Here is a 12,775-nt window from a genome sequence, read left to right on the forward strand (position 1 = left end):
AAAACTGGTCGTCGTCGAATAGACCTGTTCTGTGATTCGACCGTCCGCCGTAGACGATCGGACTCAGTAACGCCCCCTCTGGTCAACACGTGGCAAGAATCATACTAATCTATCGACCGGACCGTCTCACAGAACAGTACGGACACCTGAGTGACTGGTCGGCGATACTGTGCTGACGGGAAACGTGTATGTAGCACTGCCCGAATCCGGACGGAACCGTCACCGTGATAGTTCTATTTTGACAACGTTGCCGGCTGGCGAATTCTCCTCGACTGTGATGGTACCGCCCGACCTGGCGGTGATCAATTTCACGAGCCACAACCCGAGACCGCTCCCGTGGTACAGCGGTGTTTGCTCCGCTTCGTCTACCAATAAATCTCGGTCCATCTCGGGGATGCGCGGCCCACTGTCGGCTATTTCGATACGAACCGTCTCGTCAGTCTGAGTAACGGTAACGGTGACTTCAGGCGACGGCGAATCGTTGTGGATGATCGCGTTCGTAACGAGTTCTTTGATCGCCTGTCCAAACTGTGGCATCGCCTCAACGGTTACGTCGTCAGGGCAATCAACAGCAATTGTCGCGTCCGAGTACTCCGAACCAACACGCGAAACGACGTCCTGGAGGCGATCGCGTACCTCGATTCGGTCCTGTGTCGGGTCCTCCCGAAGCAATTCCGTTATCTGGCGTTCTTTGTCTGCCAGTCGGATCAGTCGGTCGCTCGTGTCCACGATCTCCTCGGCAGAGGCTGCAACCTCCCCCGACGTCTCGGCGTTGATCGTCTCGGCTCGTCCTCGAACCATGTTCATATCGTTGCGGAGGTTGTGTCGTAACACCCGATCAAGAACTTCTAACTGTCGTTGGCGCTCCTTGCGCCCTGTGACATCCTGTTGGAATCCGATGTAGTTGACGACGGTACCGGCATCGTCTCGTACGGGCGCGACTTTGAGGTGGTTCCAGAACTCCGTGCCGTCCTTGCGATAATTTTTGATCTCGATCGATATAGGTTCCTCCGAATCGATCGCCTCCCGAATTTTCGCAATCCGGTCCGGGTCGGTGTTCTCGCCCTGAAGGAATCGACAGTTCTTCCCGACTGCCTCCTCACGTGGGTAGCCCGTCAAATCTACGAACGCCTCGTTGACGTAGATCATCGGGTTGTCCTCCCGGTCCGGATCAGTGATGGTGATGCCAACGGGGGCTTCGTCAATCGCCTGCGTCCGTCGCTGTAGCGTCTCCTCTCGCTCTTTGCGTTCCGTAATGTCCTTCTGGACTGCAACGAACGAGTGAATCTCGTCACCGTCGGTGACGGGGGCGACCGTCTGCATCGCCACGTACATTTCGCCGTTCTTCCGACGGTTGATGATCTCCTCTGCCCACACCTCCCCAGAGAGGATCGTGTTCCAGAAGTCCTCGAAATACCCATCCGGCATTGCCCCGGAGTTCAACACGTGCGGTGTCTTGCCGACGACTTCTGCCTGAGTGAATCCAGTTGTCTCCTCGAAGCCCGCGTTGACGTACTCGATTTTCCCGTCGGGATCGGTGATAAAGATCGCGTGGCCAGCGGATTCGACCGCCTGCTTGATGCGTTGAAGATCGCGTTCGCGCTCCTTGCGCTCGGTGATGTCCTGCATCGTCCCCCGAACGCGGGCCAGTTCCCCGTCTTGGTACTGGGGTTCGCCCCTCGTTCGCACCCATCGCTGGTTGCCCTCCGCATCGGTGAGTCGGACTTCGACATCGTACGGCTCATCCTCCTCGATAGCCGTCTCGAACGCATCTTCGACGATCGGTCGATCCTCGGGGTGGTAATATTGGAGGCTCAGTTCCGGAGACGGCGTCGTGTCGTCTGGGAGCGCGTGAATGCGGGACACCTCGTCGGTCCACCATCCCTCTTCGGCATCGATATCGTACTCCCAGGCGCCGACGTTCGCAATATCTTGGGCTTTCTCGAAGAGATCGACCTGGCGTTCGAGCTCGCGCTCTCGTTCTCGCAAGGTGAGCGACTGATTCCGCAGTCGGAGCAACGCTTCGAGTCGCCAGTTGAGTTCGGTCTGCTGGATCGGCAGCGAGACGATCTCGTCGATCGTTTCCGTGACCACGTTGTCGGCGAGCTGACCGGCATCTGACTCGATGATATCCGCCCCTGACTCCGGAAGCAAGAGGAGATACGGAAGCAAAACGGGGGCCGCCGCCGCCTTCTTCTCACGGAGCGCATCGAGGTGTTCCTGGAACGCTCCTTTGTCGATGATACAGACATCGAAGTCAGCGTCCTCGATGTCGCCCGAGAAGTCCACGGATTCGTAGGAAGGGTGATCGTCGATCCATTTTTCGAGCACCTGTCGATTGCCCGAATCCGCAATGAGGGGGAGGATCCGGTTCCGGGATCCGCGCACCGCTTTGGGAGTCATCGTCATCGGTATTCACCCCAGTCGGCGACTCTTTCGGGTAGTTCGACCTCGGTACTGACCCCGCCCGAGTCGCCGTCGCTGATTTGTAGTGTGCCGCCGTACTCCGCGACTGGTGTATCGACGAGAGAGACCGAGTCCCGCTACAGGATGATCGAGTCCTTGGTCGGTTCGGTCAAGCACTGCGTTCCGCTGGTCGGATGGGGTCCCCGAGTCGTCGTGGGGCATCGTGATCCTGATCCGCCCGAGCGTATCAAGTCGCTCCCGTAACTCTACGGTGCCGAGCGGTGTCGTCAGATCTTCATCGACAAACTGTGACACCGCCGGCTCTGTCTCAGTCCCTTCCCGACGATCGAGTGTCTCAACACCGGTGTCGGACCCATCGGGCAACACCGGGAGCATATCGTCTGCCTTCCGCTCTCGGATCTCGGTGTCGTACTCACGGAGCGAATGTTCCTCGAAAACACCGACATCCAGGTCGGCCTCCGAGAGAGCAACGACGGCGTCCGAGACGGTCTCGTACTTGTCTGGTCGTTGGAGTCGAATGACGTGTCCTCGTGGCTGGCCCACATGCGACGGTACCGGTACGACCCGGGCGGGTGATGTCACTGTCCCAGGCCGGCCAGCGGTTCCAAGCACCGGTGACTCAGTCTCCATCGTCATTCCAAGTCGGTGTGCCGGTGAGAATCCCTCGGAGTTCGGGCAGCGAGTCCCCGACCTGCAGACCGTGTTCGGTGATCTCCAGTTCCCGGAGCTGGTTTTCGTACTGGCTGGTGCGCATCTTGAGGACGCCGATCACCTTCCGGAGTGAGCCCTTGTATTCGACATGGCGCAGGACGACGATGCTGTCAGCAAGATAGCTCATGCCTTGGTCGGTCGCGCGGAACTCACCGGTGATGTTGTGGACTTCGTTCGTCACTAGTCCGGTCACGCCCATGTTGCGGAGGTAGCGACCGATCTTGACGAGGTCCCGCATCGGGTCTTCGTCGACGCCGCGTAGCGACTGCTCGAACCCGCTGGTCCCGTCGATCATCACGATTTCGGCGTCGTTGTCTTCGACTTCCGATCGGATGCGGTGGGTGAACTCGTCGATCGTGAGTTCTTCAGGGCCGATCACCTCCACGTTGAGCGTCCCCCGGTCGATCATTTCGGTCACGGGGATGTTGACGGCCTCCGCGCGCTCGAAGAGGGTGTTGTGGTCCTCTTCGAAGCTATACAGGACCGAGCGCCGGCCTCGGCCTGCGGCCTCTTTCATGAACTGGAGACCGGTCGTTGTCTTGCCGACCCCTGTCGGCCCGCTCAGAAACGTGATCGTTCCAGTGGTGAGCCCCCCCGACAACAGTGAGTCCAGTGCCGGAACACCCGAGGAGAGTTTGCTCGAAGTGTGCTCGCGCTCGTGACGGTTGGGATCGAGTCGTGGCCACACTTGCATACCATCGTCGGCTATCTGGAGCGTGTGGTGTCCGGATCGAACAGAGGAGCCACGGAACTTCGAGACGTGGATCGTTCGGCGATCCGGCCCCGCCTTGACGTTTATCACGGCATCGACGAGAAACTGCAGGTCGTCGTCGGGCATCGACGTGGCAGCCTGCGAAGTGAGCAGGACCGTCGCGCCCTCGCTTTTGAGGAAGTTGATCAGGCCGAGAATCTGCGACCGGAACTGGTGTTCGTCGGGAGCGAGATACCGGAACTCGGTGACTGGATCCACCACGACTCGATCCGGGTTGATCTCTTGGACCTCCGCGCGAATGCTCTCAACGAGCGAGGGCGTTTCCACTTCACCGGACTCAAACAGGGTGTACGTCTCCTCGCCCTGAAACTGGTCGCCAGAGGCAGAGAGGTTGAGGAACTCGATCGCATCAATAGCGAAACCGAAGTGCTGGGCAGTATCCCGAATGTAGTCCTCCGGTTCGCCAAGGTTGATGTACAGCCCGGTCTCGTCCGCATCCAGACCAGCAGCGAGAAAGTGTAAGGAGAAAATCGACTTGCCAGAGCCGGGTTCGCCTCGCACGAGCGTTGCAGACTCGGGGAGATAGCCGCCGCCGAGGATATCGTTCACGCCCGGAATGCCGGTCACGAGTCGCTCTCGGTCCGTATTATTCGTTTTGCTCATGTATACCCTGGCTTTCTGGCACCATATGTCTCTTCGCACTTGGTTCCAAGCCGTGATAGCTATGGCACATTATTTTTGTCCTATAATCTGGCAACGGACGTCCACCGAGCATTCAACCGGAACATTCGAGTTTTTCGATCGAACTGGAGATACGGAAGCAAGACGAACAGGGTGAGAAGGCCAGCCAGCAGCGCGAGAGCGGTCAGTCCAACCTGCTCAAAAAAAAAATGCGCCGGCGGTTCGGGGTTACTTGCCATCGTCCCAAAACACGTGACCACGTGTGTTAGTTGCCAATATTTTGACTCAAGAGTGCGTATTGACAAATCGGGTGAATGTTGGCGACGGGACGATCCGGCGTGTCGTGTTGAACGAGGGTGTATTCGAGGAGATGCCGTGGGAAAATCCTGTGACGATTGGGTTGTTGAGTACGTAGAGCTCGTGGTCCTCGCTGGAGGGGTGCGACGGACCGCCGAGACACAGCGAGGATCAGAGCACTGGCGAGCCAACGGCGAGCGGTTGTGGTTGTCCCGAAACGCCGTGTCGAACGCCAGGAGTTCCCGACGGTATCGTGGCGGAATTCTGGCTACTCCTAATACGAATCGAGAAACACGACAGGAAACTCACGCCTCTCGTTGCCGAGTAACAGGCTCCTAACAAAGTGGCCGGCTCCGAGATGGACGGCCATGGTTTCACTGCGAGCCCTCGCCGTCAACGCTGTCGTCGGCCTCGTCATCCTGTTCATCGCGAACGTCGCCGGACTGGAAGTACAGATATCACTCCTCACGCTTTTGGTGTGTGCGATTTTCGGGATCCCCGGAGCGATCCTAGTACTACTGCTCGCACTGTTTGATGTCGCCTTCGTGGCCGCGGTGGTCCCGGCGCTCCCCGTGTGAGACCGGTTCGAAGGCGGACACCCACGCTTGGCGTCGAAACGGGCCGGGAGAGGTCGGGGCGTACTTCGCTGACAGTTCTCTAGGCGTTCATACGTAATCATGGCACACCCGTATCGAAACAGTCGCCTTCGCCCCGTGAACGTCTCCGTCGACGCGTGAAGGACAAGGCCAAGCGGTACGAACCGGCACACCCGTCGAAATCGGACGGGCGTAGACCGCTTTGGATATCGACGCCGTGACCCGGAGTCGGTCGCCGGCGCGATCCGGAATGGGTGGATGGACTTCCGTCTCGCCGATCGATTTCCGGGCCGTTTCACCGAACTGCCGTACGGACTACTCTACCGTCTGAAAGGGAATACGACCCGGACGACGGGGACTCTGGACCACGAACAAAAGGGCGATCGAGAGTCATTCGGGCGAGAGGAGAAGGTGAGATGTCTCCTGGGCCACCAGGCCGAGGACGAGGGTTCCGACGAGCAAGCCCGTCGTTTGAACGTCCCCGAGTAAGTCAATATTACTAGCCGACTGGACTGAAACGGATCAGCCTACTGGCCACAATCGGAGGTATGGTTTCTGCATACCGTCTGGATTGTCAGGCCGAACCGTTGCAGACCGTTGCAATCGTATTTCGCTTTCGAGCGTATCGGCACGGCCCTCTCGCCCGTATCGAGTAGGCGCTCACAAGGTAATCTATCGGCCACTGGTCCGAATGTCCTTGCGTAGATTATCGCGTCTTCTGTGTCCCCGTATTCTCCGGAACGATCCGGGGAAGCTACCCACTTTCGAGACTGGCCTCACGGAGGACGGCGTTGACCGCACCACCGAGCAGAACGACGATACTGGCGAAGTACAACCAGGTGACGAACAAAAGGACGGCACCGATCATCCCGTACGCTGCGTAGCGGGTGGCGTTTGCCGCGTAAAGCCGGAACCCAATCTGTAGAAGCACCCACCCGCCAGCGGCGACGGTTGCCCCCGGAAGCACCTCACGTATCGTCACGTCGACCGACGGGAGGACGTAGTATATCGACAGGAATGCGAGTACAAGGAAGGAGATCAGCAGTAGCGACCCGAGAACGTTGATAAAGAGAAAAGCGAGCGGCAGGAACGAGAGCACGACGCTGACGGCGACGACCAGTCCGATGGCGAGCGCAATTCCGGCCATCACGACGAAGCCGTTCAGAACCTGTTTGAGAAGCGACGTGTCCACGGTATCGGGGTACAACTCGTCGAACGCCTGGTCGAGGCCGCGAAAGAGCTTCAGGGCGCTCCAGGCCAACCCGAGGACCCCGATGACGGACGCAGCCCCTCTGCCGGAGGTCTCCGTGAGCGCCTGGGTCACACCGTCCTGACCCGCCGACGAAAGTGGCTGGCTGAGCCTGCCCGTCACACGGCCGGCCAGTGCTTCGCCACCGACGAACGATGCGACCGCCACGGTGAGCAGTACCAGCGGGATGATCGAGACGAAGGCGTAGAAGGCGATACCGGCCGCCAGGTACGTGAGATTGCGGTCCACTGCGAGGGCGACGATGCTGTGGATGGTCAAGCGAGCCCGATCCAAGGGTGCGGTGACGTATGACCCGATTTTCGTACCGCTGCTCATTGTATTTTATACATACAGATACTCACCACTCCGGGCAGTTAGTTATCCGATGCGTATCTCGCAGGACGACGAACCCCGCCAGGACAGGGCTCTGAAACGCCGGAGATACCGGAAAAAACGGCGGCTTACTGCAACCCTCGTTTGACGGGGCCTATAGTAGCGTTTGGAACTGTTCGCACACCTGATCGCCAGACTGCGTGCGATCAGGTGTGCGATGACTTACAAAGGCTACTATAGCCGAGGTCAGAACTGCTCGCCGTAGTGACGGCGAGCCTGTTCGGTGGTATTCCGATTACAGGGATTCTCCATGTAGGTCGGACCGATTCCGATTGTGTCGTCCTCCATATCAGTGAGACTTCCGACCTTGACGATAGCACCGATACAGCCTGGATCTTCTCGATCGGCATAGTACGTGTTGTAGTCCTCTCGTGTGAACGTGTACTCCCAATCCTCGGTTTCCCTATCGCCATCTTCTCCGTAATGGACGGCGAGGACAGTGTACTCACCCTGTGTTTCTGGCCAGGTTGGCTCGATAACTACCCCCGGTGTCCCGTTTTCGGCGCCAACGGCTGGCAACGTGATCATCCGGTCGAGAAGATTCTCATCGTCACCCTCCCGAGTCACGAGTAAGCGGATCCTATTTGCCACAGGTGAAAAATTGACAACTTCGATCCTCCCAAGAACGGTCGTTTCAGAGCCGAGAACAGACGAGCAACCGGCAACAGAGACACTCCCAGCGGCTGCCAAGCGTCTGAGTACCTGACGACGGTTCATCGACTATCTCCGTTTGATCGCAGACTCCGATAAGTCCTGTACATACCGAAACGTCTAGCCTCTATTGATCACGCGCGGATGACCGGTACGGGTTGGGAATCTGCGAATTGTTACGACACCATCTCGTGATCGTGAGTGCTACGGACAGCCTGTGACAGGCCGTTTGCTTCACTGAATATTCGGAGTGGGATAGATTTCCACAGCCACCAACACGGCCTCCTGTATCATCGGCTAACGCGTTCCGAGAACGTGTATGCAAACTCAGACCGGCCAAGGCAGGCCGGGTCCGGAAGTGGAGAGTTGTCTCGGAGGGTAGCCGGTGCCGTAGCACTTGGAGCACTGGATGGTGTTGCCGGATCTGTCTCAGTTGTCGTTGTCGACTCGTTGTCTGCATCCTCGAAGTTGAATGGCCTCTCTTTGGAGTGATAGTGCGTAGCTACGTTGTTCAGCCGGGATTCGAACCCGTCGCAGCCGGTTACGTCTGGTGGCGTGACGACTACAAGCTACTGGACCGGATTCAGGTACCCTCGATCGAGGGGTTCGCGGTGATTGGCCTCGGAGTGATCGGGTACGAGGTGGCACAGCGAGCGGTGACACCGGTATTACCGATGAGCGGGCTGAGCCACGGCGCACATGGTGGGACGACGGTGAAGTGGCGCGCGTTGTCGGACCACCCGGAGATCATCGCTCCGGGGGGAGTGGCCACGTTCGTCGTCGTGACACCCATAGAAGAAATCCTGTACGGAGGGATGGTCCACGATACGCTCGAACCGGCAATCGGGTCGTTCGGCCGGGTACTGGTCGGCGGACTCCCGTTCGGTGGGATGCATCTGCTCCTTTCGGGTGGGGTCGTGTCAACCCTGTTCACGAGCATCTTCGGTGTCCTTCCGGCCGCTTGCAACGAGCGGAGGGGAACTTGACCGTGCAGATATCAGTACGTACTGTATACGGGCCGCGACTCGAGCCACCCACTCGGGACAAACCGGACCATCCGTGTGAACTCCCTCCGCATCGACTCGCAGGAACGATCCGTCAGCAGTTCAGAGACTTCCGTGTCGGTGATCGACCGCTCCTCCGTCCGAACGACTACCCATAATCCGTGCTGAGTACAGCCCGCGTATCCAGCGCGGAGGAACCAACGACCCCCCTCGACAGCGTTCGGATGCCTTCCTGGTAGGATGAAATCGGGACCACACGACAGGACTTCGATCAGCCACAGAGGAAAATACACTTCACCGCGCCGAGAGAATCAGCCGCCTATGTGTGACGCGGAGGATCCCCTATGTACGTCGTGATCGTCGGGGCGGGCGAAGTCGGGACGGCTATCGCCGAGAGTCTCGCGGAGACCCACGACGTCGCCGTCATCGATATCGACGGGAGCCGCGTCGAGGCGCTGATGTACAACACCGACATCCTCGGTATCGAGGGTGACGGCACCGATCTGGACACGCTGGCGGAGGCCGACATCGAGGAAGCAGACATCCTCATTGCCAGTACTGACGACGACGAGACGAACATCGTCACCTGTAGCACCACGATGACGGTCACCGAGGCGTTCACCGTTTCCCGGGTCAAGAGCGCGAAATTTCTGCGGACGTGGCAACGGTCGAAGCGTGCGTTCGGAATCGATCATATGGTTGCGACGAATCTTTTGGCTGCCGAGACTATCGCACAAATTGCCGGCTTACCGGCGGCACGTGACGTCGAGATGTTCGTCGACGGACTCGTTCAGATGGCCGAATTCGAGATTCCGGAGTCGAGTCCCGTCGCCAACCTGACCGTCGAAGCAGCCGACCGCTACGATTCGCTCACGTTCGCCGCCGTATTACGTTGAGACACGGTGATCGTCCCTCGCGGGGAGACCGTCTTGTAACCGGGAGACGACGTGATCGTCATCGGAAGTCCCGATAGCATCCACACGTTCGCACACGAACTCGAACCGGGCACCGACGGAACACCAAACGTGCTCGTCGTCGGTGGCGGCGATATCGGCTACCACGTCGCCCGTCTCTTACAGGAACGTGGTCTGAAACCCCGTCTCGTCGAGCAGGATCAGGGCAGGGCTCGGGAACTCGCCGAATCGCTCAACGGGACCACGGTACTGGAGAGTGATGCGACGGATCGAGCATTCCTCGAACGGGAACACGTCGACGACGTCGATATCGTCATTGCGGCACTCAACAACGACGAAAAAACCTGCTCGCCGGCCTCCTCGCCAAGCGTCTCGGTGCCGAACGAGCCGTCGCAGTCGTCGATTCGGGAGGCTACGTCGACCTGTTCGAGGAAGTCGGCATCGACGTGGCAGTCAATCCACGCGAAGCGACCGCCGAAGAGATAACCCGGTTTACCCGTGAGTACCAAGCCGAAAACGTCGCGATCATTGAATCCGACCGCGCGGAAGTCCTCGAAATCGAGATCTCCGAAGAGAGCGTTCTCGTGGACAGACCGATCCGCGAGTCCGTCGCCGACCTTCCGGATGGGGTGGTCATCGGAGCGATTGCCCGTGACAGGAAATTGTCATTCCCAGGGGCAACACCGTCGTCGAGCGTGGGGACCACGTGGTCGTGTTCGTCGAAATCGGCTCGCTGAAGGAGGCCAGCAGTAAACTGTAGGATGCTCCATCGTCGCTCCCGATGAGGGGGATGGTAAGAACGGGAGATTTTTCCGGATTCGCAGGGAGGAGGTGGCATAATGGACGGTGACCAGTGATGGCGGTTCGAGTCAATTGGCGACAGAGCGTCGCGTTCACGGGCACGGTCATCAAATATCTCGCCGTCACCATGCTCGTCCCGTTGGCGATCGGTCTCCTCTACCGAGAGGATATCGTCGTCTTTCTCCTCTCGATCGGCATCGCGGTCGTCATGGGCCTCGCGCTGGAACGCCTCGACGACGACCCGCAACTCGGCGCTCGCGAAGCACTGCTCTTCGTGGCGCTAGCGTGGGGAGCCGTCGCCCTCGTCGGGGCAGTGCCGTACGTCATCGCCGGGTACGGCACCGAATCGACGCTCCGCTATCCCGTCAACGCGCTGTTCGAGTCGATGTCCGGGTTCACCACCACCGGTGCGACGGTTCTCGGCGCAATCTCGCTCGAACGTCACTCCCACGCACTGTTGATGTGGCGACAGCTCACCCAGTGGCTCGGTGGCATGGGGATCATCGTGCTGATGGTGGCCATCCTCCCCGAGGCCGCAGTCAACGGCGCGCAACTGATCGAGTCGGAAGCGCCCGGCCCGGAACTCCAGAAACTGACGCCGAAAATCGCCGAGACTGCCCGGCTGCTCTGGCTGTTCTACATGGGTTTCACCGTCCTCTATGTCGCCATACTGATCGGCCTCCACTACGCGGGGATGGCCCCGAACATGGACGTCTATAACGCCGTCGCGCACGGATTCACGACGCTGCCGACGGGCGGATTCTCCCCGCAGGCCGACAGCATCGCGGCGTTCTCGCCAGCCGTCCAGTGGGTCGTCGTTCCCTTCATGCTCATCGCGGGAATGAACTTCGCGCTGTTTTACCTGCTGGTGCAGGACGAATACGCCGAGTTCCTCCGTGATCGCGAACTCCAGGCCTATCTCGGTGCGAACGCCGGGATGATCGTCATTCTGTGGGGCTTTCTCTTCACTGGCTCGGCCCCACCCCTGGAACTCGGCGGCGTCACCGAGGGCGCCCTCGAAAACTCGCTTCGGCAAGCCACGTTCCAAGTCGCTTCGCTCCTGAACTCCACGGGATACGCGACCAGTGACTTCGCAGAGTGGGGAACGACCGCACAGGGTCTCCTGCTCTTTGCGATGTTCATCGGCGGTTCGGCCGGATCGACCGGCGGTGGCGTCAAAGTCGTCCGATGGCTGGTCGTCATCAAGGCCATTCGCCGGCAGTTGTTCACCACGGCCCATCCGAGCGCGATCAAGCCGGTTCGTCTCGGCGGCCACGTCATCGACGAGGAGGTCATCAGGGCGATCTACGGGTTCACGCTGCTGTACCTGCTCACCTTCGGCGTGGCGACGGTGCTCATCCTGCTCGACGCGGGCCGTGTCGGCCTCGATATGACGACGCTGGAAGCGGCCAGTGCGAGTCTGGCGACGCTCGGGAACATCGGTCCAGGGTTCGGGTTTCTGGGCCCATTCGGGAGCTACCTCGACTTTCCGGCCTCCAGCAAACTGCTGATGATCTTCCTGATGTGGATCGGTCGGCTGGAGATCATCCCCGTGTTCGTGATGTTCACGGGCGCGTTCTGGAACGAGTAACCGGTCTCCGTCTCCCGTATCACTCCGTCTCTTCGGAGGGTTCGCGCTGCACCACGAGGACGGGGCCGAGAAACCGGTCGGCGACCTGATCGGCCGGCATCCCGAACACGAACGTCGCCAACGAAGGATCGGATTCGCCCATGACGACGACGTCGAACGCGTCGGCTGCATCGACGATCGCGTCGAGGGCCGCCTGCCCGCGCCCGACGCGCGTCTCGATCCGCGAGGCGTCCATGCCCTGGTCCTCCAGTCGGTCTGCCAGTCCATCGAGAAGTGTCGCCACGTCCTCGTCCGTTTCCGCTTCCTCCGAGACGTGGTACAGCGTCACCGACGCGTCGGTCGCTCCGAACAGCCCCGCGACGACGCGGGCGAGGCGGTCGACTCCCACGGTCCCACGGACGGCGACGAGGACGTCTTCGACCGGCCCCGTCGCGTTCGGGACGAGTGCGGCCAGACAGTCGTGCTCGGTCGTCGTCCGGTCGATCGTCTTCTGGCCGTCGTGGGTGAACACGAGTCGCCGCTCGACGGTCGCCCCCGCCTCCTCGAACATCGCCTGGTACTCGTCGAGCCGTTCCGTGGCCCGATCCTCGAACTGCATCTGCGCCTGTCCCGGCGCCGTCTGCTCCGGAACGACGTGGTAGCCAAGCAGGACGACGTGGGCGTTCGCGAGGAGTTCGGGCACGCCCTCCGGAACCGACTCTCCTTCGAGGACGCGAAGCGGGACGAGTATGGATGGACGGTCAGTCAT

At 60.0% G+C, this 12,775-nt stretch carries 9 protein-coding genes and 1 pseudogene; 5 read left to right on the forward strand and 5 right to left on the reverse strand.

All coding sequences use genetic code 11. The features are described from left to right. Positions 1 to 219: 219 nt before the first annotated feature. A complete protein-coding gene (locus NBT82_RS06080) occupies positions 220 to 2,409 on the reverse strand; it encodes a PAS domain S-box protein (protein WP_251330663.1) in 2,190 nt (729 codons plus the stop codon). Positions 2,410 to 2,850: 441 nt separating this feature from the next. Here NBT82_RS06080 and NBT82_RS06085 point away from each other — a divergent pair, with 441 nt between their 5' ends. Then, a complete protein-coding gene (locus tag NBT82_RS06085) occupies positions 2,851 to 3,003 on the forward strand; it encodes a hypothetical protein (protein ID WP_251330664.1) in 153 nt (50 codons plus the stop codon). A 43-nt stretch (positions 3,004 to 3,046) separates the two neighbouring features. Here NBT82_RS06085 and NBT82_RS06090 read toward each other — a convergent pair whose 3' ends face one another. After that, the gene (locus NBT82_RS06090; RefSeq protein ID WP_251330665.1) at positions 3,047 to 4,513 is read right to left on the reverse strand and encodes an ATPase domain-containing protein; all 1,467 of its coding nucleotides are present in this window, start codon (positions 4,511 to 4,513) and stop codon (positions 3,047 to 3,049) included. Positions 4,514 to 5,196: 683 nt separating this feature from the next. Between NBT82_RS06090 and NBT82_RS06095 the strand changes: the two genes are divergently transcribed. Then, complete coding sequence (locus tag NBT82_RS06095; RefSeq protein ID WP_251330666.1) at positions 5,197 to 5,406, forward strand: pro-sigmaK processing inhibitor BofA family protein; 210 nt, start codon at positions 5,197 to 5,199, stop codon at positions 5,404 to 5,406. Between the two features lie 772 nt (positions 5,407 to 6,178). Here NBT82_RS06095 and NBT82_RS06100 read toward each other — a convergent pair. Further along, complete coding sequence (locus NBT82_RS06100; RefSeq protein ID WP_251330667.1) at positions 6,179 to 7,009, reverse strand: YihY/virulence factor BrkB family protein; 831 nt, start codon at positions 7,007 to 7,009, stop codon at positions 6,179 to 6,181. 243 nt (positions 7,010 to 7,252) lie between these two features. Continuing rightward, positions 7,253 to 7,783, reverse strand: a complete 531-nt coding sequence (locus tag NBT82_RS06105) for a hypothetical protein (protein ID WP_251330668.1) — start codon at positions 7,781 to 7,783, stop codon at positions 7,253 to 7,255. Between the two features lie 428 nt (positions 7,784 to 8,211). Between NBT82_RS06105 and NBT82_RS06110 the strand changes: the two genes are divergently transcribed. The 3 genes and pseudogenes from NBT82_RS06110 to NBT82_RS06120 all read left to right on the forward strand — a co-directional run bounded on the left by NBT82_RS06110 (position 8,212) and on the right by NBT82_RS06120 (position 12,027). Beyond that, on the forward strand, positions 8,212 to 8,703 hold the full coding sequence (locus NBT82_RS06110) for a CPBP family glutamic-type intramembrane protease (protein WP_251330669.1): 492 nt from the start codon (positions 8,212 to 8,214) through the stop codon (positions 8,701 to 8,703). 362 nt (positions 8,704 to 9,065) lie between these two features. After that, a pseudogene (gene trkA / locus NBT82_RS06115) lies at positions 9,066 to 10,395 on the forward strand (Trk system potassium transporter TrkA). Positions 10,396 to 10,491: 96 nt separating this feature from the next. Then, positions 10,492 to 12,027: a TrkH family potassium uptake protein gene (locus tag NBT82_RS06120; RefSeq protein ID WP_251330670.1), complete on the forward strand. Its 1,536-nt coding sequence runs from the start codon at positions 10,492 to 10,494 to the stop codon at positions 12,025 to 12,027. Between the two features lie 19 nt (positions 12,028 to 12,046). Here NBT82_RS06120 and NBT82_RS06125 read toward each other — a convergent pair whose 3' ends face one another. After that, entirely contained in the window at positions 12,047 to 12,775 is a 729-nt protein-coding gene (locus tag NBT82_RS06125) for a universal stress protein (protein WP_251330671.1), read from the reverse strand.

The organism is Haloplanus sp. HW8-1 (genome assembly GCF_023703795.1).
Classification (GTDB): domain Archaea; phylum Halobacteriota; class Halobacteria; order Halobacteriales; family Haloferacaceae; genus Haloplanus; species Haloplanus pelagicus.

Excerpts from the sequence above, each read along its gene's own strand:
- NBT82_RS06080 (WP_251330663.1), bottom strand. The coding sequence starts at position 2,409 with ATGACGATGACTCCCAAAGCGGTGCGCGGATCCCGGAACCGGATCCTC.
- NBT82_RS06085 (WP_251330664.1), top strand. The coding sequence starts at position 2,851 with ATGTTCCTCGAAAACACCGACATCCAGGTCGGCCTCCGAGAGAGCAAC.
- NBT82_RS06090 (WP_251330665.1), bottom strand. The coding sequence starts at position 4,513 with ATGAGCAAAACGAATAATACGGACCGAGAGCGACTCGTGACCGGCATT.
- NBT82_RS06095 (WP_251330666.1), top strand. The coding sequence starts at position 5,197 with ATGGTTTCACTGCGAGCCCTCGCCGTCAACGCTGTCGTCGGCCTCGTC.
- NBT82_RS06100 (WP_251330667.1), bottom strand. The coding sequence starts at position 7,009 with ATGAGCAGCGGTACGAAAATCGGGTCATACGTCACCGCACCCTTGGAT.
- NBT82_RS06105 (WP_251330668.1), bottom strand. The coding sequence starts at position 7,783 with ATGAACCGTCGTCAGGTACTCAGACGCTTGGCAGCCGCTGGGAGTGTC.
- NBT82_RS06120 (WP_251330670.1), top strand. The coding sequence starts at position 10,492 with ATGGCGGTTCGAGTCAATTGGCGACAGAGCGTCGCGTTCACGGGCACG.
- NBT82_RS06125 (WP_251330671.1), bottom strand. The coding sequence starts at position 12,775 with ATGACTGACCGTCCATCCATACTCGTCCCGCTTCGCGTCCTCGAAGGA.